This is a genomic window from Micromonospora sp. (assembly GCF_048594385.1).
Lineage (GTDB): Bacteria > Actinomycetota > Actinomycetes > Mycobacteriales > Micromonosporaceae > Micromonospora > Micromonospora wenchangensis.
Window position 1 is genome coordinate 22,273 of the sequence record NZ_JBMDWU010000234.1, and the last position, 19,781, is coordinate 42,053.

Genomic DNA, 19,781 nt, shown 5'->3' on the forward strand with positions numbered 1-19,781 from the left:
GCCGCCGGTATTCGGCTCGCGCGCCGACCGGGCGGCTCGCTACCGTCCGGCCATGGTCCGCACCGTCCGCCTCGTCCTGGTCGACGCCACCGGCCGGATGCTCGGCGCGCTACCCGACTTCGACGTGCCGGTGCCCTGGTGGCAGGACGCGGCGGCGGTCGTCGCGGGCGCCCGCGCCGCGTACGACGTCGAGGTGACCGTGCTGCGACTGCTGACCGGGCGGCGCGGCCGGCCACCCGGGGGCCACGTCAGCTACCTGGCCGAGGCGGCCGGCCCGGTGCGCGTACCGCTGCTGCCGGCGGAGGCGGTGCAGCCGGCGGCGCATCCGCTGCGCGCGCCCTACGCGCAGCCGGGCGGACCGGCGGCGAGCCTGGCCTGGGCCGCCACCCAGCTCGACCGGCTGGGCCGGCCGGCGAACGTGTCGGCCCAGGAGCGCACCTGGAACCTGTCGGCGGTCTGGCGGCTCGACGGGCCGCACGGCACCGCCTGGCTCAAACAGGTGCCGGTGTTCTTCCGGCACGAGGCGGCGGTGCTGCGGCTGCTCGCCGACGACCCGGCCACCCCGAGGCTGCTCGCCGCCGACGACGAGGGGCGGATGCTGCTCGACCACGTGCCGGGGGAGGACCGCTACGGGGCCGACCCCGCCGAACGCGCCACCATCGCCGCCCGGCACCACGCCCTCCAGATCCGCACGCTGCCCGACGCCGACCGGCTCGTCGCCGCCGGAGTGCCGGACCTGCGCGGTGCTGCCCTGGCCCGGTGGCTGCGCGCGACGCTCGCCCCGCACCAGGCGCACCGGCAGCTCGCCGACGTCGAGACGCGGCTCGACGAGGTGACCCGGTGCGGGCTGCCCGACACCCTCGTGCACGGCGACCTGCACCCCGGCAACGTCCGCGCGGACGGGCGGCGACACACCATCATCGACTGGGGTGACGCGTTCGTCGGCCACCCGGCCTTCGACATCCTCCGGCTGACCGAGCAGCTACCCGCCGGGTCGGCTGCCGCCCTCGTCGCCGACTGGTGCGCACGCTGGCGGGCCGACGTGCCGGGCTGCCGGCCGGAACGGGCGGTGGCGCTGCTGCGGCCGGTGGCGTGGCTGCGCATGGCGGCGGTGTACGCGATGTTCCTCGCCGGCATCGAGCCCAGCGAGCGGGTCTATCACGACCGGGACGTGCCGGAGAACCTGGCGCGGGCGAGCGCCGAAACCGGCTGACCGCCGCCGGAGGTGAAGAATGCCGACCGGAGGTCCCGTCCGGGAGGAATTCGCCGGTAGGGTGCCGGGGACCGCCACAGCCAGCAAAGGTGCCGCATGCTCTCCCGCGCCACGTCCGACATCGAATCGCCCGCGCTGATCCTGGAGCGCACCACCGCGCTGGTCGACTACCTGATGGCCGTCCGTGCCCAGCTGGAGAAGCCGGCCCGGACGGTGCCCACAGCGGACGTGTTCTGGCAGCACGACCTGCCCGAGCACCCCGACTGCCAGGTGGGCGTCTCGGCCGACGGGGTGAGCTGGCTCCAGGTCGGCCTGCCGGCGGCACCCCGGCGACTGAAGACCCCCGTCGAGTTCGTCGCGCACCTCGCCGATACCCCGCCCTACCCGGCCGAGCCGAGGCTGACCGGCGACGAGGAGACCATCGCGCGGCTGCGACCCCGCTTCGAGCAGTGGCGGGAGCAGGACTGGCGGCCCTGGGCCGAGCAGGCCGCCCGCACCGACCGGGTACGCCAGCTGCACCGCGCCCTGTTCGACCTGATGCACCGGGTCGACATGACCGCCGCCAGCCACGAACTCGTCTGGGGCCACGGCGTCATCCGCGTCGAGGTCGCCGGCCACCAGGTGCGGTACCCGCTGGTGGTGACCCCGGTCGCCGTCGAGTACGACCCGGACCGGTCGGTCGTACGGGTGGTGCCGCAGGGGCCGGCCCGGCTGCAGACCGACCCGCTGACCGGCCTCGACGAACGGTACCTGCGGCAACTGCTGGCCCTGGCCGGATCCGGCGGGCAGCTCGACCTCGACGTCTGGGCGGAGTTCGACAGGCGGGAGTTCTTCGAACGCGCGCTGCGCCGCCTCGGCCACGACCCGGTGCTGCGCGACGCCGACGCCCCCGCCCCCACCGGCCCGTACGTGCACGACACCGGGGTGCTGTTCGTCCGGCCCCGGCAGCGGATGCTGCGCCGCTTCCTGGAGGAGCTGCGGGCTCGGCTGCTGGCCGGCGACACCACCGGCATCGGCGCGCTCGCCGCCGTCCTCGCCCACGAACCGAGCCGGCTGGAGATGCCGCAGGACCAGCCGCAGCGGTGGCAGCCGCTGGGGGAGCGGCTGCTCATGCCGCTGCCCACCAACGAGGCGCAGGAGTCCATCGCCCGCCGGCTCGCCCAGCACCGCAACGTCGCCGTGCAGGGGCCACCCGGCACCGGCAAGACGCACACCATCCGCAACCTGATCTGTCACCTGATGGCGCACGGCAAGCGGGTGCTCGTCGTCGCGCAGAAGGAGGATCCGCTGCGGGTGCTGCGCGACGGCCTGCCGCCGGAGATCCAGCCGCTCTGCCTGGCGGTGCTCGGCCGTTCCGCCGACCAGCTCGTGCAGCTCCAGCTCGCCGCCCGGGAACTCTCCGACCGGGGCGCCACCCTGGACCGTCGCGCCGAACAGCAGCGGGTCGACCGGCTGCGCCGGCAACTGGAGGAGGCCGAGCGGGACCTCGGGCTCGCCCTGGCCGGCCTGCGGGCGCTCGCCGAACACGAGTCCGCCCGGTACGAGATCGACGGCATCCGGCTGTCCCCCGGCGACGTCGGCGTGTGGCTGCGCGAACGGGCCGACCGCTACGGCGACATCCCCGACCCGCTCGCGGCCGACCTGGACGCCCCGCTGACCGGGGAGGAGTTCAGCGACCTGCTCGACATCGCCAGGCGTACCCGGCGGGCCGACCGGGCGCAGGCGTTGCGGGAGCTGCCGACGGCGGCCGACCTGCCGACCGCCGAGGCGATCCGGGACGACCGCCGGGAGCTGGCCGCGACCCGGCACGAACTGGACCGGCTCGCCGACGCCGGGGTGCTGATCGCCGAGGTACGCGCCGTCGGGCAGCCCGCCCTGGAGGAGCTCGGCGGGCAGCTACGCGAGGCGCTGACCCTGCTCACCGAGCGCGAGGGCGCGTGGACCGACCGGCTCGGCGCGTTGTTGCAGGCCGACGCGAACTGGCGGATCCGGTGGGAGGACCATGTGGCCGCCAGCCAGCAGGCGCTCGCCGACCTGGCCGCCGCCGCCCGGGTCATCGCCGGGCACGAGGTCGCCGTCGCCGAGATCCACCTGACCGAACCGCGCCGACTGCTGGCGCTGCTCGACGAGCTGCGGCAACGCTTCGCCGCCGGCAAGGGCGTCAACAAGCTCTTCCAGGGCACCCTGGCCCGGATCGCCACCGACTGCCGGATCGACGGCGAGGTGCTGCGCAGCGCCGACGACGTCGACATCGTCGTCGCGTACGTCACCCGGCGTCGGCTGCGGCAGGCGCTGGCCACCCGGTGGGCGGAGTGGCGCGCGCCGCTCGGCCTGCCCGCCGAGGTCGGCGACGATCCGGAGTACTGGACGGGGCAGCTGCTCACCGCCGCCGCCACCGCGCTGGACTGGGACCGGCGGCGCTGGCCGACGCTGCTGCGCACCGTCCGCCGGGTGCTGCCGCGCGCCGAACACACCGTCGACGTACGCCGGCTGGCCGCGCTGATCGCCCTGCTCGGCCGGGCCACTGCGGTGTTCGTCCACGACGAGCTGGTGGCCGAGGAGCACCGGCTCGACGCGCTGCTCCAACGCGGCATGTCCGGGGTGGAGGCCAGCGACCTGTGGCGGCTGCTCGACCACGCCTACCAGGGTGACCTCGACGGCTGGGACGCCCTGCTCGACGAGGTGCGCCGGCTCGCCGCCCTGCGCCCCGAGGCGCAACGCTTCGCCCAGCTCACCGGGCGGCTGCGGCCCGTCGCCCCGGACTGGACCGCCCAGCTCGAGGACGGCACCGCCGCCGCCCTGCACGGCACCGGCGCGGACTGCCCCGACCGGTGGCGGTGGCGGCGCGCGCAGACCTGGTTCGACCAGGTCGTCGGCAGCGTCGACCCGGTCGCCCTGGGCCGGCGCGTCGACCGCACCCGGGAACGCATCCGCCAGCTCACCCGGGAACTCGTGGTCGCCTCCGCCTGGCTGGAGGTGTCGCTGGCGTTGGACGACCGGCGGCGGGCCGCCCTCGCCGACTGGACCACTGCCCTGCGCAAGATCGGCAAGGGGACGGGGAAGAACGCCGCCCAGTGGCAGGGCCACGCCCAGAAGGCGATGACCGCCGCCGTGGACGCCGTGCCCGTGTGGGTGATGTCCGTCGACCGGGCCATCGAACAGTTCGCCGGCGGGGCGCGCTTCGACGTGGTCATCGTCGACGAGGCGTCGCAGGCCGACCTGTTCGCCCTGCCCGTCCTCACCCTCGCCGAACGGGCCGTCGTGGTCGGCGACGACCAGCAGATCGGCCCGCAGCTCTCTTTCGTCGGCAGCGTCACCGGCCTGATCAACTCACACCTGGTCGACGTGCCGTCGGCCGAGCACTTCGACCCGGAGAGCAGCCTCTACGACCACGCGGTCCGCCGCTCGCCCGAACGTATCCTGCTCACCGAGCACTTCCGGTCCGTACCGGCGATCATCGGGTTCTCCAGCGACACCTACTACGGCGGCGAGATCGAACCGCTGCGCACCGACCGGCCCGCCGGCATCGGCGACCCGGTCGTCGCCGTGCACGTGCCCGAAGGCGTCCGCCAGGACCTGTCCGGCTACGGCAACGTCAACGTCGCCGAGGCCGAAGCGCTCGTCGCCCGGGTCGCCGCGATCGTCGCCGACCCGGCGTACGCGGGCCGCAGCGTCGGCGTGGTCAGCCTGCTCAGCACCAGCGGGCAGGCCCTTTACCTGCTGGCCCGGCTGCGCGAGGAGATCGGCGAGGAGGAGATGGAACGCCGCCGGCTGCGCGTCGGCGACTCCTACACCTTCCAGGGCGACGAGCGCGACGTGGTGCTGGTGTCGACGGTGGTCTCCCCGCACCACGGGCCGGTCGCCCCGTTCACCAAACGCGACCACCACCGCCGGGTCAACGTCGCCGCCTCCCGGGCCCGCGACCAGCTCTGGGTGTTCCACTCCGTGCAACCCGACGACCTGCGCCCCGACGACGCCCGGGGCCTGCTGCTGCGTTACTGCCAGAACGTCACCACCGCCGAGGAGGCGTACGACGACCTGGAGCGGCGCTGCGACAGCGACTTCGAACGCGAGGTGCTGCGACGCATGCTGCGCCGAGGGCTGCGGCCACTGCCGCAGTTCCGGGTCGGCTCGTACCGGATCGACTTCGTGCTGCCCGCGCCGGACGGGCGGCGGCTCGCCATCGAGTGCGACGGGGACGCCTACCACGGGCCGGAACAGTGGGAGAGCGACATGCGCCGGCAGGCGGTGCTGGAACGGGTCGGCAACTGCGTCTTCGTGCGGATCCGGGGCAGCGTGTTCAGCCGGGACCCGGAGGCGGCGCTGGCACCGCTGTGGCAGCGCGTCGAGGAGCTGGGCATCGAGGGCCATCGGAAGGTCGAGGAGCACCCGTCCTGAACGGTCGCTGCTGGCTGATACCGCTCTCCGCCCGTGCCCTGAGCTTGATGGGCAACCCGACACGCGAGTGGCACTAACGGTGAGTGACTGCCTCAAGTTATAGCATCGACGCTATGGCCTGGGTAGCGTGGAGCTGGAACCAGAAGTCCGAGACTGGTTGGAGGAACTGCCGAGCACCGATTTCGCGCGAGCGGCGTTCTATATCGACCTTCTTGCCAGTCGAGGTGTTCTTCTCGGCGAACCTCACACCAGGCAACTGGACGGCAAACTCAGAGAACTGCGCTTCTACCTGGAGCACAGCGCGGTACGCGTGACGTACTGGATAGCTTCCGAGCGGAGGACCATCCTGTTGACGGTGTTCCGCAAGACGCGGATGCGGGAGGACCGGGAGATCCAGCGGGCTCGCCGGGCGCTTGAGCGGTGCATGGCGGAGCGGCACACCGTGAACGAGGGGGCAGAACGATGAGTGATCGCGTCGACTGGAACGACCTGCGTGACCGCCGGCTGGCCGAACCCGGAGCAGCCGAGGCGTACGAGGCGACCCGAATCGCCTACGAGCTGGGCCAGGAGGTTCGGCATCTGCGTGAGCGAAGTGGCTGGAGCCAGAGTCAGTTGGCGCGAGCTGCCGGGATGACGCAGTCCGCCGTAGCGCGGTTCGAGGCTGGCGGGACGATACCCACTCTGCCCGTCCTGGAGCGGCTGGCCGGCGCCCTCGACATGCGGCTCGATGTCAGGTTCACGCCGAACGCCGACGCGGCCTGAGAGCCGACCCTCCTCGCATCGGAGCACGTTGAGTCGCGACCGATCCGGGGAAGGCGCGCCAACGATTTCCTGACAATCCGGCCGTACGTTTCCCGTCATGACATCGAAGCCAACCCCCGGTCTGCGTCGTCGCGTCGGTGTCGCGGGAGCGGTCACCGCGCTCGTGACGACGACTCTGACCGGGCTCGCTCAGCAGCCCGCCACCGCCACGCCCGGAACGGTCGCCACCCACGCCGTGGCCGTCACCGACGCCGAGCGGCAGGCGGTGCTGGCGTACTGGACGCCGCAGCGGATCGCGGCTCTGAAGACCCCGTCGGCGCAGGTGCCGCCCGTGGCGAAGCCCGACGGCGCACCCTGGACCCGGACGGACGCCGTGTCGCGTACCGTCGGCCGGCTCTTCTTCACCGACCACGGGGAGGACAGCAGTTGCACGGCGACCGTGCTGGACAGCGCCAACCGCGGCACCGTGGTGACCGCCGCGCACTGCGTGAACAACACCGATCTCATCGGTGAGGACAACCAGTGGTCGGCCAACGTGCTGTTCATCCCCGGCTACCGGGATGGCCGGGCACCGTACGGCAGGTTCGTCGCCCGGCTGTCGGTGGTCTCCCCGACGTGGCTGCTCAACGACCAGATCGAGAGCCTCTACGACTCGTACGACCAGGCGTTCGTGGTGCTCCACCCGAACAGCGACGGCCGCCGGGTGCAGGACGCCGTCGGCGCTGCCCAGCGGATCGGCTACGACGTGCCCGGCGCGCGGGTGGTGCACCAGTTCGGCTACCCCCGGGCCAGCTCCGACGAGGCCCGCGAAGGGCTGCCCGAGTACACCGGTGAACGCCTCGCCTACTGCGCCGGCCGGGCGGTCGAGCAGCAGTCCACCGAGGACTGGCCGGAGCCGCCCGGCCAGTGGGGCACCGAGTGCGTGATGGGCGGCGGCTCCAGCGGCGGCCCACGCTTCGCGCACTTCGACCGGCACACCGGGCTCGGCACCGTCGTCGGCGACAACTCCCACGGCTACATCCCGGGGAAGCGTTACCTGGTGGGGCCGCAGTTCAGCACGGCGATCACCCGCCCACTCTTCGAGCGGGCGCAACACAGCTGATCCGGGCTGGCACCGGGCAGCCCACCTCGTCACGGGTGTGGGCGTCCGGTGCCGACGGCGGGTCCCTTCCGCCGCGAGGCAGACGATCAGTCGGACGGTCTGCCATCGCCCCTCAGGCGGCGATGGTGCGGGCCGCCGCGTACAGGTCACCAGGCAGCGGGGTCGCCAGCTCCCAGACGATCCGCATCGGCCGTTCCCCGCTGTGCTGCCGGTAGGTCATCGGGCCGGCGTACAGGTAGGCCGGTGCGCCGAGGTCCCGGTCCGGCACCCGGGTCTCCCGCACGAACAGGTGCACCGTCGAGCCCAGCGCCGCGTGGTGGATGTACCGCTGCCCGGTAGGGGACGACTCCGAGGTGGTGCTCTGCGACTCCCACTGGAACAGCCGCTCGGTGATGGCCCGGTCGGCGTACATGGTGGTGGGGGAGTAGTGCTGCTCCGACTTGACCAGGGTGACGAAGAACAGGTCGGCCTGCTCGGCTTCCAGCCACTTCACGCCTTCCCGCAGCGACCCGGGATTCGGCATCCCGAACGCCGCGCACGCCTCGTTGCGGCTGTAGCGGGCGTGCACCCGCAGCGTGCCGACCGGGGCGGTGACCCGGTGGATGCGGTCCCGCAGCACCTCGGCGACCTGGCGCAACTCGGTGCAGCGGGCCGGCGTCGCCCAGAGCCGGTTCAGCCGCTCGTCCCGGGAGGTCAGCGGCACGTTGGGTCCCCACAGGTCGAAGTGCAGCATGTTCCACAGCCGCCCGTCCGGTGGCGGGTCACCGGCGGCGACCCGGGCCAGCAGGTCGAGCCGGTCGACGTCGTCCAGGTGCAGCATCCGCCCGATCGCCCGGCCCAACTCCCGGTCTGCCGGGCCGGGGGCCGAGGTGTCCAGGCCGGCGAGCCGCCGCAGCCCGGTCCACCCGCCGATCGACGCCGATCGGTAGACGTCCTCGACCTCCAGGCCCGTCTCCCGCAGGAATTCGGCGAGGCTGACGTCACCGAGCTGCCGCAGCTCGGCAACCAGACCCTTCTTGGACGTGGGCAGCGCGGTGCGCAGATTGGCGAGCACGATCTCCTTGGCGACCCGGTCGAGCTGCACGTGGCAGCCGCTGGGTAGCGACGGGAAGTCCTGTTCAACGGCGGCGCTGATGGCCCGCCGGCTGACCCCGGTCAGCGCCCGCCACCGCAGGTCGAAACGGAAGTTGGCGTGCTGCCCACCGATGAAGTCGAGCACGGTCAGGCACGGCTTGTCGTCGTCGAGGCGCAGCCCACGGCCCAACTGCTGGAGGAAGATGGTGGCGCTCTCGGTGGGCCGCAGCATCAGGATCGTGTCGACCATCGGCAGGTCGACACCCTCGTTGAACAGGTCGACCGTGAACAGCACCCGCAGCTTCCCGGCCTTGAACTCCCGCAGCAGCCGGTCGCGCTCCGCCCGGTCCGCCCGCGACGTGACCGCCGCCGACGGTACGCCGTGCCGGGTGAACCAGTCGGCCATGAACTCGGCGTGCCCGATACCCACGCAGAACCCGAGCGCCCGCATCCGGCCGGTGTCCACGGTGTCCCGCACGGCCCCGAGGATGATCCGGGCCCGCGCGTCGTCACCGGTGTAGACCCCGTCGAGATCCGCCAGGTCGTACCCCTGGCCGCGTCGCCACCGTAGGTGCGACAGATCCGTGTCGTCGTGTACCCCGAAATACTGGAACGGCGCGAGGAGTTGCCGCTCCAGCGCCTCCCACAGGTGCAGCTCCACCGCCGCCCGGCCGTCGAACCACCGCCGCACGTCGCCGCCGTCGGCCCGGTCGGGCGTCGCGGTGAGCCCCAGCAGTACGCGTGGAGCGAGCCGCTCCAACAACCGGGCGTACGTCGGTGCTTCCGCGTGATGGAACTCGTCGACGATCACCATGTCGTACGCCTGCGGGGCGATCTCCCGCCGGTGCAGCGACTGGATGGAGGCGAAGACATGCGTCCAGTGCGTTGGCACCTGGCCGCCCACCAGCGTTTCGCCGAAGCTGCCGTCCCCCATGACCTGCCGGAACGTCGACAGGCTCTGCCGCAGGATCTGCTCCTGGTGGGCGACGAAGAGCAGCGAGTCGACGGTCTTGTTTCTGTGTAGCCGCCGGTAGTCCAGCGCGGCGACGACCGTCTTGCCGGTGCCGGTCGCCATCACCACCAGGTTGCGGTGCCGGCCGTGCACCTGCCGCTCGGCGTCCAGGTCCGCCAGGATCTCCGCCTGGTACGGATACGGCCGCACGTCCAGGTTGGCGATCTGCGTCGGCGAGTCCTCGCGCCGTTCCCCGCGCAGCGCGCTGCGCAGTCGCTCGGCGTCCCGCGCAGCGTCGTAGCTTTCGAACGCCGGGTCGTTCCAGTAGTCCTCGAAGGTGGCGGTGAACGTGTCGATGACGTGCGGCTGCTCGACGTTCGAGATCCGGACGTTCCACTCCACCCCGTCGACCAGCGCGGCCTTCGACAGGTTGCTCGACCCGACGTACGCGGTGGTCAGCCCGTGGTGGCGGCGGAACAGCCACGCCTTGGCGTGCAGTCGGGTGGTCCTGGTCTCGTAGGAGACCTTGATGTCGGCCCCGAGTTCGGCGAGCCGGTCGAGGGCGCGTTGGTCGGTCGCGCCCAGGTAGGTGGTGGTGATGACGCGTAGCTTGCCGCCGCGCTGGATCAGCTCACGGATGGCGGGTTCGACGATGCGCAGGCCGTGCCACTTGATGAACGCGCAGAGTAGATCGACCCGCTGCGCCGAAGCCATCTCGTGAGTGACCTCGTGGCCGATGCGGGGCTGGTGCTTGCCGTTGACCAGCAGCGCACCAGTGGAGAGCGGGGTGGTGGGGCGCTGCGGGAAGGTCGGCTGCGCCGGGGGCGTGGGCGGGGCGGCGATGGCGTGCAGCAGGTTGCGGGCGTCGGCGATCTGGTCGTGCTGGTCGGTCGCGGCGGGGCTGAGGGTGGCGATGGCCTCGGCGATCCGGTTGGTCAACTCGACCTGGTGGCGGAGCTTGTCCTCGCCGTTGGGGACAGCTTGCAGGGCACGGCTGATCAGGGCGGCGAGGTGACGGGTGAGGGGCTGGTGGGAGTCGGCGGGGTCCAGGGGATGGTGCTGGACGTGGGCCGGGTCGAGGTGGCGGAGTTGAGCGGCGAGTTGATGGGTGATCAGATGCTCGTAGCTGCCCATCTCAAGCCCATCCATGATGGTGGAGGTTACAGTAGCGCGCCCATACTCAATGCGCGGTCATGCCAGGTTGAGCGCGTTGTTGAGAGACTTTTCGGAAGTGCAACTGATTTGTTCTTATCCGATGGCGTTCGAGGCGAATCCTGGGAGTGCTGGGAAGCTCTCTGCAGTCCACGCCGCACCCGTCACGCGATAGCGCTGGCGTAGTCCGCTGTCAGGAATCCGACAGGCTCGCATTTTCGTCCTTGTCGTAAGGCACACTTCGTGGCCGTGGTCGATGTTGCTTTAAGCGTACTTCCCGTGATAATTTCGTCCGCTGCCTTGATAGTGGCTGTAGTCTCCGGGCAGAGACAATGGCGGTCCGCGAGGAATGCGAACGCTGTAGCGGCAGTTTTGAAGCTCTTTGAAGAATATCGGGCCGACGAGCTGAGGTTGGCGCGGCGAGCGGTTTTTCGGATGGGGGAATTTCCGGCTGGCACTGCACCGGCACTGAGCAAACTACCTGACGACCTTAGGGTTCCTTGCGAACGAGTCGCCCATTATTTCGATCATGTCGGCCTCCTTGTGGGGCATCGGCTGGTACCCGCCAGGCCAATGATCTCCTTCTTTGGATTCGGCTGCGCAGCATTGTGGAGAAAGCTAGAACCCTGCATCATTGCTGAACGCGAATTGCGAGAAGTTGGCTACTATCTGGGGTACTTCGAAGGATTTGCGGTACTCTCCGAAAAGAGCGGTGCCGACGGGATGAACCGTGACGTTACGATTCATATGCGTTCCGGAAGAATGCGCCTTGAGTGAGCCGATCCGGCAGAAAGTTACCGAATAATGGGCGCTGACCATCGCCGGCAGTGCTCTGGGTGAATGGATCTATCGTCGATCGAGCGCCGCCGTGTTGTGTGGATTCCGTGCGCAGATCCCCGCTGCCGATTAATCGTTCGGCGAGGCTGCGCCGACCAGCGTCAGCACCTCTTCAACCAGGCGGGGAGTTGCGCCGAGGGTCATGGACGAGCGGGGGCGGTGGTTGCTTCCGTCGCGGTCGACGACGACGGCACCCGCCTCCCGAGCGATCGCCGTTCCTCCCGTCATGTCCCACGGATGGTTGGACAGGGTAAGTGCTGCGTCGATCCGGCCTTCAGCCAGCCAGGCCAGGTCCAGTGCGGCGGTCCCAGTCATGCGCACTCGCTGCACCGCCTCGGCCAGCCGTGCTGTCAAGGAGAGTCTGGACCGGTTCTTGGAGGCGGCGTCCGAGCCGACGGCATAGTCACCGATGGCCACCACGGCGTCGCTCAGCCTGCTGGTATGGCTCGCCCGGATGGGCTTGCCGTCGACTGTCGCGCCGTTGCCACGGGCAGCGGCGTACCGGTTGCCCAGAAAGGGTGCCTCGATGACGCCGACGACTGCGTCATCCCCGTGCAGTAGGCCCAGCGACACCGCACACAGCGGAATACCGCGTACGAAGTTGGCAGTCCCGTCGATCGGGTCGAGCACCCACTGCATCTCGCCCGTGGCTTGGACGCCGTCCTCCTCGCCAAGAAAGCCGATCTCGGGAGTGGCGGCCCGGAGGAAGGCGCGAACCTCCCGCTCGATCTCGTAGTCGAGTTGCGACGCGAAGTCCCGCTCACCCTTGGCGGTGAGCGGGCCGGGGGAGCGGCGCCGCATCATCTCGGCTGCCCGTGCCACTGCCTCCTCGGCCACCGGAAGCAGGTGTCGGTAGTCGCTCACAACTGCCGCCCTCGCTGCCACTGTGCCTCGAAGAACTGCTCGAAGACCGGATACAGGCAGGACCGGTCTTCCTGCCGTCTGACCACGAACGTCGGGGAATCGACACCTCGGCTCACCGGCAGGTACGGCTGCGCGACACAGAGGTCATCCACCAAGACCACGTTGAAACGTAGCGTGTCGTCGTAGACGGCCAGTTCCAGGCGATCACGCAGCTCTTCCGGCAGCCGCTCCCGGACCCGCATCAACGTCTCGATGTTCAGCTTGGTCAGGCCGGAGAGCTGACCTGAAGAGAACCCTTCCTCCGCCTCGCGTGCCTGTACGGCCGAGCCTGCGGGATCAAGGAACAGGCAGCGGGCCCGGCCACCTGCGTCGAGGAGGTCACGCCACTGGCTGTCCGCGAAGCCCTGAGCAAGCAGGTTGAGCGAGAGCCCGACAGCACGAACCGTCTTCGCGCCGCCCAGAAGATGGTCGGGCGAGATCTGGGTGGAGAACTCTGATCGGCTCGAAAAGACGGCGACGAGGTCACCGAGTTGCGTCGCGTCGCTGACCGGCGCATCAGGCGTAGCGGTGGGGCATGGCGCTGCGGCTCGCAGCGCGGCCGTGAAGCGGTCCCGTGCCTCCACCGGAGCCTTGCCGAACGTGGTGTCGAGGGCCGATTGCATCTCAGGGCGCGGAGTGACGCCAGCGCCACCGGCTTCCCACTTGGACACCGTCCGCTCGGCCACACCGAGATGTGCCGCGAAGTCGCGGATGCTCATGCGGAGGGCATGGCGGAGGGTCCTGCTCTCCTGACCGCTCCATCGCTGCACGGTCGTCATGGTGCCGCCTCAGCTCATGTCGAGTTAGGTCAACGTGCACTGTATCGACAGTTGGTGCAGCACGGTGACCGCGTAGGTGCAGTCCGTGGTCATGTCGTCAGCGGGGCCGTCTGAACAGGGTTGATGCATGGCCCGGGGCGGGTGCTGGGCTCCGGGGCGTGTCGACCCGAACGACGCGACCTCGCCCCCGCCCGCCCCGGTGCCCGTCACCCTCCCGCCGACGTACAGGGGCCGCAGACACCATGAACACCGCCGCAGCAGACCTCCCCGTCCCGGCCACCAACCAGGAGGAAGGAGCGCACATCCCGGCCCCGGGTCGGCTGTCCGATCGTGTGCAGGTCACGCCGGAGGAGATCGTCCACCGCTGGTTGCGGTTGGTGACGGCGGACGCGGAGTTGTCCCCGTACCTCATCGGGGTGGATCGGGTTCGGCTGGCCGCGCACCTGACGGCGAGCGTGACCGCCGCGCTCGCCGGGGAGCCGGCGGACGCCTGGGGTGGGCTCGGCCTGTCCGAGGAGCAGCACCGGCGCATCGGTGACTACCTGGTGGGGGTGTGCTGGGCGGCCGACCTGCCCGACGAACGGATCGCCCGGGTGCGGCGGGCGGTGGCCCGGTGAGGGAGGCCGACGAGTTGCGGTCGGCGCTGCCGGATCGGCTCGCCGCCCACGATGCCGAGCTGCTGATCGCCACGCTCCGCCGGCTCGCCACCGACCCGGAGCCGGCGGCGCAGGCGGTGACGCTGGCCATGCTGGGCCATGCCTTCCGCCGGTTTGCGTTGCTGCCGCACGCGGAGCTGATCAGTGCGCTGGCCGGTGCCGACGTGCCGGTGGAGTTGCTGCGGCAGGCGGCGGCGCGGGCCGACGACGATCCGCCGTGGCGGCCCGCCCAGGTGCTCGCCCGCGACAACCCCGGCGACCACATCGCAGTCCTGACGGTACGGCCGTGGCGGCGGCTGCGCTACCGGCCGGGCCAGGCCGTCGCCGTCAGCACGACGCGCAGTCCCGGTCGGTGGCGCTGGTATTCCCCCGCCAACGCGCCCCGCCCCGAGGGCACCGTCGAACTGCACGTTCGTGCCATCCCCGCCGGCAGCGTCTCGGTCAGCCTCGCCCACGAGATGAACCCCGGCGACGTGGTCTGGCTCGGGCCGCCCCGCGACACCGGCCAGCACCTGCGCGGCGGTGACCTGCTGCTGGTGGCCGGCGGCACCGGTCTGGCGCCGTTGCGCGCCCTGGTCGAACACGTCGCCGCCGCCCCCGACGGCCGCCGGGTCACCCTGGTCGTCGGTGCCCGTACCTTCGTCGACCTCTACGACCCGGTCGCCCTCGACAAGCTCCAGTGTGCCCACGACTGGCTGACCATCGTGCCCGTCTTCTCCGACGACCCCGAGGCACACCCGGCCGAGCAGGGCGACGCGCTCACCACCGCGCTGCGCCACCACCGACCCCACCAGCAGGTGTACGTCTGCGGCCCGCCCGCGATGCTCGACGACGCCCGCCGTTGGCTGCCCTTGGCCGGGGTGCCCGTGGATCGTCTTCATCTGCCCGATCCGGCAGCCACGTAGGCCCCGTGGTGAAGCAGGAGAGCAGGTCTGCCGGGCGCAGGGCTCAGGACCGGACAACAGCGCCGGCCGGGGGGAACAGCAGCACCCGCACGTCGGGCAGGTCGACGAACGCCCGCGTGATCATCGGCTGGACCACACCCCAGTCGAGCCCGCCCGCGCCGCAGCCGAGGGCGGGCACCGCCAGCGAGCGGACCTGTCGCTCCCGGACGACCCGGGCGAGATCGGACAGGCCCGACTCGATGTCGGGCAGCTTCGCGCTGGCCCGCCAGTGTCCCTTGGTCGGGAAGTTGATGACATAGCGGTGCCGACCGGCCCGGCCGGAGTCGACCACGAACATCCGGCCCAGCCGCACGTCGCCCGCCGCGCAGGCGGCCCGGTAGGCGGCGTAGTTGGCGGGGTGGGCGTGCTTGAACTGGCGGGCGATCCCCTTGCCCATCACCCCCACGGTGTTGACGGCGTTGACGAGCGCTTCGGCGTCGGCGGTGAGCAGGTCACCGTCGCTCCAGACGATCATTCGTGCCCCTTCCTGGTGCTGCTGTCGTACCAGCCGGGTGTGACGTGGACGCCCTGTCGGCGCAGGCCGGTAGGGTGCGGGAACGCTGGGGAGGAGAGGCCGATGATCGGGCTTGAGGTGCCGCCCGCCGTCGAGGCGGAACGGGTCGTCGCGGCCGTCCTGGCCGATCTGCGCGCAGGCGACCACCGGGGCGTGGTGGTGGACTCCCCGCCCGGGGCCGGCAAGTCGACCCTCGTGGTGCGGGCCGCCGTCGAGCTGGCCGCCGCCGGTGAGCCGCTGATGATCGTGGCGCAGACCAACGAGCAGGTCGACGACCTCATCGACCGGCTGGCCACCAAGGCCCCCGAGCTGCGCATCGGCCGGTTGTCGGCGACCGACTACCGGCCGTCGGAGCGGGTCCGGGGGCACGACACGGTGCGGGTCGCGTCGAAGGTCGCGGACCTGGGCGACCCGGCCGTCACCATCGGTACGGCGGCGAAGTGGGCCACGGTCACCACGGGGCGGTGGCCGTGGGCGATCGTCGACGAGGCGTACCAGATGCGCTCGGATGCCCTGCTGCGGGTGGCCGGGCGGTTCGAGCGGGCGCTGTTCGTGGGCGATCCCGGGCAGCTCGACCCGTTCTCCACCGTCGAGACGCTGCGTTGGACGGGACTGAGCTGGGACCCGATGCAGGCGGCGGTGGCGGTGCTGCTGCGGCACAACCCGGAGCTGCCGGTGCACCGGTTGCCGGTGTCCTGGCGGCTGCCCGCGTCGGCGGCCCCGGTGGTCGCGGCGGCGTTCTACCCGTTCACCGGCTTCCGCGCCGGCACCGGCCCGGCCGACCGGGCGTTGACGCTGACCCGGCCGGGGCCGGGCGACGCGCTCGACGCGGCGGTGGAGCTGGCCGCCGGCACCGGCTGGGCGTTGCACGAGCTGCCGGCCCGGCACACCCTGCGTACCGATGCGGAGGCCGCCGCGGCGTGCGCCGCGCTCGCCCTGCGGGTGCTGCACCGGGGCGCGGTCGCGGTCTCCGAGCACGCGCCGGCCGGCGCGCCGGTGACCGCCGACCGGATCGCCGTCGGCGCGGCGCACCGCGACCAGGTCGCCGCGATCCGCGCCCACCTCGGCCCGGCCGGGGCGGACGTCACGGTGGACACCGCCAACCGGCTCCAGGGCCGCGAGTACGACGTGACGATCGTGCTGCACCCGCTGTCCGGCCGGCGGGACGCGACGAACTTCCACCTGGAGTCGGGGCGGCTGTGCGTGCTGACCTCCCGGCACCGGCACTCCTGCATCGTGGTGGCCCGCGCCGGCATCGGTGAGCTGCTGGACGCCCACCCGTCGACGGAGTCGGTGCACCTGGACGTGCCGGTGAAGTTCCCCGACGGCTGGGCCGCCAACCAGACCACCATGACGTTCCTGGCGGGGCAGCGTCCGGGACGGTGAACTGCGGGTACGCGACGATCCGTACTGAGGGGTGTGCGGACGACGGAACTGGTCACCTGCCCCCGGAGCGTGTTCGACTGGCTCGGCCCGGCCGGCGTGCGCGCGGTGGTGATCCGCTGGCTGCGCCTGGTCGCGGCGGACGCCGAGTTGGCCCCGTACCTGATCGGGCTGGACCGGCCCCGGTTGGCCGGTCGCCTGACCGCCCAACTGGCCTCGGCCCTGGGCGGCCCGGGTGGCGGGCGGGCCGTGGGTGGGGCGTGGCGGCGGCTCGGGCTGACCGACGAGCAGCACTGGCGGGTGCTGGACTACCTGGCCGCCGTGCTCTGCGGCCTGGGCCTGCCGGTCGACACGATCGTCGCGGCCCAGCGCGCCGTCGCCGGGGAAGCCCGCGCCTGACGGCGGTCAGCCCCAGTTGTCGCCGTACTCGCGGACCCCGTCGACGTCGAGGGTGATCCGACTGTTGGGGGTCCACGCGCCGGTGGCCGCCTGCCAGCTCGGGTCGTCGCGTTCGTCGATCGTGGTCCAGTTGGGCCGGTGCAGCCGCAGCTGGATGGGGCCGGAGGAGGCGCCGGGGGCCAGCACGCCGGTGTCGAAGGTCAGCTCCACCCAGCCGGGGAAGGGCGTCCCGGGCACCGGGTAGACGGTCGGGGTCGGCGTGGGGCCGGGGCCGGGCGGTGGCGCGGGCGGCGGAAAATACTGGAGGGTACGCCGGATGTGGTCGCAGCCGAGCGTCGCCCAGTCGCACTCGGTGGTCAGGGCGGCGTTGCCGTTCTCGAAGCGCAGGTGGTAGCGGACCCGCACGGTGGTCAGGTCCAGCGGCCGGCCGCCCGTGTTGGTGATGTTGAGGCGGAACTGGGCCTGGTTGTCGGTGGGTGCCCAGTCGAGGTTGAGGTAGTCGACCTTCGCCCGCCCGTACGCGGTGCGCACGGTGGTGACCGCCGAGGTGTCGGAGTAGCCGCCGATGGCGTACGCCTGCAACGCGATCCGGTAGTCGGTGCCCGGAGCCAGGTCGGTCAGGGTGACGGCGTTGGTTTCCGTGCTGCCCAGGCCCCGGTAGGCGTTCGGCCCGATCGGCGAGCGCACGTCGTAGGTGATCGGGCCGCCCGGTTCACCCTTCCACGTCGACGGGGTCCAGGTCAGGCTCAGCCGGTGCGGGTCGTTGGTGACCACCACGGGTGCGCCGGGGGTGGTCAGCGCCGGGGTGTCGTCGGCACGGGCGGCGCTGACCGCGACCAGGCTGACGAGCGCGGCGGCAGCGGCGGTGGCGGTGACACGACGGGCACGCATACCCCGGATGGTACGGAGTGCCATGCACGCTCATCAATGACAGAACTGGTGATTCGTTTGCGTCATCAGCTCGACAGCATCCGCATCACCTCACGGCACCGCCGACCACCGAGGACCCGGAACGGCCCCGCAGGGCGGACGCCCGTCACCAGGGCAGCACCCCGTACGAGTCGTCGGCGGCGAGGTGCCCCCAGAGCTGCCCGGTCGGCCCGCCCGCCGCAAGCGTCGCCAGCCGCACGCTCACCTCGGCACCCTGCTCGGCGGTGCGGTACCCGGAGTGGCCGTTGAAGTCGGTCGCGCAGTAGCCCGGGTTCGCCGCGTTCACCCTGACCGGGGTGTCCCGCAGCTCCTTGGCGTACATCGCGGTGAGCATGTTCAGCGCGGCCTTCGACGACGGGTACGGCACCGAGGTCAACGGCCACACGGAACTCTCCGGGTCGGTCATCGCGGTGATCGAGCCGACCTCGCTGGAGACGTTGACGATCCGTCCGGCCGGGGCGCGCAGCAGCAGCGGCAGGAACGCGTTGGTCACCGTGACCACCGCGAAGACGTTCGTCTCGAACACCTCGCGCAGGGTGGCCAGGGTGGTCTCGCTGGGCCGCGCCATCCCGTCGGCCCGGACGATGCCGGCGTTGTTGACGAGCACGTCGAGCCGGCCGTACTCCCGCTCCACCTGCCTCGCGGCGGCGGCCACCGACACCGGGTCGGTCACCTCCAGCGGCAGCGGACGGGCGTCCGCCCCGCCGTCGCGCAGCGCGGCCACCGCCGCCGCGCCCCGGTCGGCGTCCCGTGCCCCGACCAGCACCGTCATCCCCCGCGCGGCGAGTTGCCGCGCGGTGGCGTACCCGATTCCCCGGTTGCCCCCGGTGACCAGGGCGAGTGGCGTCGTCGTCATGGTGTCGAGCGTGCCGGCTCCACGGCGGGCGCGGGAGAGGCCGGCCCAGCCTGGTACCGGCGGTACCACCCTGCGCGCCGCACGCTGCGGCAGGCTGTACGCATGACGTTGCGCCGCGCCGAACTGGCCACCTTCCTGCGCAGCCGCCGCGTGCGGTTACGTCCCGTCGAGGTCGGCCTCCCCGAGGGGGTACGCCGCCGCACGCCCGGCCTGCGCCGGCAGGAGGTCGCCCAGCTCGCCGGCATCTCCGTCGACTACTACGTCCGGTTGGAGCAGGGCCGGGGAGCGCACCCGTCGGGGCAGGTGCTGGCCGCGTTGGCCCGCGCGCTGCTGCTCGGCCGGGACGAACGGGAGTACCTGTTCCGGCTGGCCGGTCAGGGGCCGCCGCCGGTGGCCGGCCCCAGCGCGGTGGTGGCGCCGGGAATGCGGCACCTGATCGACGCGATGACGGAGACCCCGGCCTACCTGGCGGACGCCAGGTACGACGTACTGGCCTGGAACCGGCTGGCCGGGCACTTCGTGGGGGACCTGCCGACCGACGACCGCAACATGATCCGGTGGTGGTTCCGGCAGGAGGCGTCCGTGCCCTGGACCGACGCGGAGACGCTGCGCTTCGCCCGCGACTCGGTGGCCGACCTGCGCGCCGCCTACGGGCGTTACCCCGGCGACCGGGAGCTGGCCGAGCTGGTCACCGAGCTACTCGGCGTCTCGCCGAGATTCGCCGCCCTGTGGGCCGAACACGACGTGGCCACCCGCCGGCCGGTGGTCAAACGGGTGGCCCACCCCGAGCTTGGACCCCTGGAGTTCGAGTGCCGGGTGCTGCTGGTGCCCGAGAGCGACCAGCGGTTGATCGTCTATACCGCCGCGCCCGGCTCACCGACCCGCGAGGTCTTCCGCCGTCTCGGCGAGCGGATCGCCGGCTGAACC

At 71.8% G+C, this 19,781-nt stretch carries 17 protein-coding genes; 11 read left to right on the top strand and 6 right to left on the bottom strand.

The genetic code is table 11. The annotated features are described in order from the left end of the window. The first annotated feature begins 52 nt into the window (after window positions 1-52). From ACOJTC_RS12230 to ACOJTC_RS12250, 5 genes are all read left to right on the top strand, one after another. Complete coding sequence (locus tag ACOJTC_RS12230) at window positions 53-1,213, top strand: phosphotransferase family protein (RefSeq protein WP_420116931.1); 1,161 nt, start codon at window positions 53-55, stop codon at window positions 1,211-1,213. A 96-nt stretch (window positions 1,214-1,309) separates the two neighbouring features. Continuing rightward, window positions 1,310-5,611, top strand: a complete 4,302-nt coding sequence (locus ACOJTC_RS12235; RefSeq protein ID WP_420116932.1) for an AAA domain-containing protein — start codon at window positions 1,310-1,312, stop codon at window positions 5,609-5,611. 127 nt (window positions 5,612-5,738) lie between these two features. Further along, the gene (locus ACOJTC_RS12240; RefSeq protein WP_420116933.1) at window positions 5,739-6,077 is read left to right on the top strand and encodes a type II toxin-antitoxin system RelE/ParE family toxin; all 339 of its coding nucleotides are present in this window, start codon (window positions 5,739-5,741) and stop codon (window positions 6,075-6,077) included. Then, the gene (locus ACOJTC_RS12245) at window positions 6,074-6,373 is read left to right on the top strand and encodes a helix-turn-helix domain-containing protein (RefSeq protein ID WP_091251473.1); all 300 of its coding nucleotides are present in this window, start codon (window positions 6,074-6,076) and stop codon (window positions 6,371-6,373) included. The genes ACOJTC_RS12240 and ACOJTC_RS12245 overlap by 4 nt, the downstream gene beginning before the upstream one ends. Before the next feature lie 97 nt (window positions 6,374-6,470). Then, complete coding sequence (locus ACOJTC_RS12250; RefSeq protein WP_420116934.1) at window positions 6,471-7,475, top strand: trypsin-like serine peptidase; 1,005 nt, start codon at window positions 6,471-6,473, stop codon at window positions 7,473-7,475. Between the two features lie 112 nt (window positions 7,476-7,587). Here ACOJTC_RS12250 and ACOJTC_RS12255 read toward each other — a convergent pair whose 3' ends face one another. Continuing rightward, window positions 7,588-10,650: a DUF3427 domain-containing protein gene (locus ACOJTC_RS12255; protein WP_420116935.1), complete on the bottom strand. Its 3,063-nt coding sequence runs from the start codon at window positions 10,648-10,650 to the stop codon at window positions 7,588-7,590. 246 nt (window positions 10,651-10,896) lie between these two features. Between ACOJTC_RS12255 and ACOJTC_RS12260 the strand changes: the two genes are divergently transcribed. Beyond that, entirely contained in the window at window positions 10,897-11,430 is a 534-nt protein-coding gene (locus ACOJTC_RS12260; protein WP_420116936.1) for a hypothetical protein, read from the top strand. Window positions 11,431-11,559: 129 nt separating this feature from the next. On the opposite strand, the gene ACOJTC_RS12265 is transcribed toward ACOJTC_RS12260, so the two are convergent. Together ACOJTC_RS12265 and ACOJTC_RS12270 are read right to left on the bottom strand one after the other, a co-directional pair. Beyond that, the gene (locus tag ACOJTC_RS12265) at window positions 11,560-12,354 is read right to left on the bottom strand and encodes an inositol monophosphatase family protein (RefSeq protein ID WP_420116937.1); all 795 of its coding nucleotides are present in this window, start codon (window positions 12,352-12,354) and stop codon (window positions 11,560-11,562) included. Continuing rightward, window positions 12,351-13,112, bottom strand: coding sequence for a DUF5919 domain-containing protein (locus tag ACOJTC_RS12270; RefSeq protein ID WP_420116938.1), 762 nt, complete (start codon window positions 13,110-13,112; stop codon window positions 12,351-12,353). Before ACOJTC_RS12270 ends, ACOJTC_RS12265 begins: the two co-directional genes overlap by 4 nt. Before the next feature lie 302 nt (window positions 13,113-13,414). On the opposite strand from ACOJTC_RS12270, the gene ACOJTC_RS12275 reads away from it, so the two are divergent. Both ACOJTC_RS12275 and ACOJTC_RS12280 read left to right on the top strand, forming a co-directional pair. After that, complete coding sequence (locus ACOJTC_RS12275) at window positions 13,415-13,789, top strand: hypothetical protein (protein WP_420116939.1); 375 nt, start codon at window positions 13,415-13,417, stop codon at window positions 13,787-13,789. After that, window positions 13,786-14,733, top strand: a complete 948-nt coding sequence (locus ACOJTC_RS12280) for an FAD-binding oxidoreductase (protein WP_420116940.1) — start codon at window positions 13,786-13,788, stop codon at window positions 14,731-14,733. Before ACOJTC_RS12275 ends, ACOJTC_RS12280 begins: the two co-directional genes overlap by 4 nt. Before the next feature lie 43 nt (window positions 14,734-14,776). Here ACOJTC_RS12280 and ACOJTC_RS12285 read toward each other — a convergent pair whose 3' ends face one another. Continuing rightward, window positions 14,777-15,247, bottom strand: a complete 471-nt coding sequence (locus ACOJTC_RS12285; RefSeq protein WP_420116941.1) for a macro domain-containing protein — start codon at window positions 15,245-15,247, stop codon at window positions 14,777-14,779. 102 nt (window positions 15,248-15,349) lie between these two features. Here ACOJTC_RS12285 and ACOJTC_RS12290 point away from each other — a divergent pair, with 102 nt between their 5' ends. After that, complete coding sequence (locus tag ACOJTC_RS12290; RefSeq protein WP_420116942.1) at window positions 15,350-16,672, top strand: AAA family ATPase; 1,323 nt, start codon at window positions 15,350-15,352, stop codon at window positions 16,670-16,672. A 33-nt stretch (window positions 16,673-16,705) separates the two neighbouring features. Further along, window positions 16,706-17,068 carry a globin gene (locus ACOJTC_RS12295; RefSeq protein WP_204927255.1) on the top strand — a complete coding sequence of 121 codons (363 nt, stop codon included), beginning with the start codon at window positions 16,706-16,708 and terminating at the stop codon, window positions 17,066-17,068. Between the two features lie 6 nt (window positions 17,069-17,074). On the opposite strand, the gene ACOJTC_RS12300 is transcribed toward ACOJTC_RS12295, so the two are convergent. Both ACOJTC_RS12300 and ACOJTC_RS12305 read right to left on the bottom strand, forming a co-directional pair. Continuing rightward, window positions 17,075-17,959 carry a cellulose binding domain-containing protein gene (locus tag ACOJTC_RS12300; protein ID WP_420116943.1) on the bottom strand — a complete coding sequence of 295 codons (885 nt, stop codon included), beginning with the start codon at window positions 17,957-17,959 and terminating at the stop codon, window positions 17,075-17,077. Window positions 17,960-18,104: 145 nt separating this feature from the next. Further along, window positions 18,105-18,854, bottom strand: a complete 750-nt coding sequence (locus ACOJTC_RS12305; RefSeq protein ID WP_420116944.1) for an SDR family oxidoreductase — start codon at window positions 18,852-18,854, stop codon at window positions 18,105-18,107. 102 nt (window positions 18,855-18,956) lie between these two features. On the opposite strand from ACOJTC_RS12305, the gene ACOJTC_RS12310 reads away from it, so the two are divergent. After that, the gene (locus ACOJTC_RS12310; protein ID WP_420116945.1) at window positions 18,957-19,778 is read left to right on the top strand and encodes a helix-turn-helix domain-containing protein; all 822 of its coding nucleotides are present in this window, start codon (window positions 18,957-18,959) and stop codon (window positions 19,776-19,778) included. The last annotated feature ends 3 nt before the right edge of the window (window positions 19,779-19,781 follow it).

Bases quoted from the DNA above. Each gene is read 5' to 3' on its own strand.
- ACOJTC_RS12230 (WP_420116931.1), top strand. From the start codon at position 53: ATGGTCCGCACCGTCCGCCTCGTCCTGGTCGACGCCACCGGCCGGATG.
- ACOJTC_RS12235 (WP_420116932.1), top strand. From the start codon at position 1,310: ATGCTCTCCCGCGCCACGTCCGACATCGAATCGCCCGCGCTGATCCTG.
- ACOJTC_RS12245 (WP_091251473.1), top strand. From the start codon at position 6,074: ATGAGTGATCGCGTCGACTGGAACGACCTGCGTGACCGCCGGCTGGCC.
- ACOJTC_RS12250 (WP_420116934.1), top strand. From the start codon at position 6,471: ATGACATCGAAGCCAACCCCCGGTCTGCGTCGTCGCGTCGGTGTCGCG.
- ACOJTC_RS12255 (WP_420116935.1), bottom strand. From the start codon at position 10,650: ATGGATGGGCTTGAGATGGGCAGCTACGAGCATCTGATCACCCATCAA.
- ACOJTC_RS12270 (WP_420116938.1), bottom strand. From the start codon at position 13,112: ATGAGCATCCGCGACTTCGCGGCACATCTCGGTGTGGCCGAGCGGACG.
- ACOJTC_RS12275 (WP_420116939.1), top strand. From the start codon at position 13,415: ATGAACACCGCCGCAGCAGACCTCCCCGTCCCGGCCACCAACCAGGAG.
- ACOJTC_RS12285 (WP_420116941.1), bottom strand. From the start codon at position 15,247: ATGATCGTCTGGAGCGACGGTGACCTGCTCACCGCCGACGCCGAAGCG.
- ACOJTC_RS12290 (WP_420116942.1), top strand. From the start codon at position 15,350: ATGATCGGGCTTGAGGTGCCGCCCGCCGTCGAGGCGGAACGGGTCGTC.
- ACOJTC_RS12300 (WP_420116943.1), bottom strand. From the start codon at position 17,959: ATGCGTGCCCGTCGTGTCACCGCCACCGCCGCTGCCGCCGCGCTCGTC.
- ACOJTC_RS12305 (WP_420116944.1), bottom strand. From the start codon at position 18,854: ATGACGACGACGCCACTCGCCCTGGTCACCGGGGGCAACCGGGGAATC.
- ACOJTC_RS12310 (WP_420116945.1), top strand. From the start codon at position 18,957: ATGACGTTGCGCCGCGCCGAACTGGCCACCTTCCTGCGCAGCCGCCGC.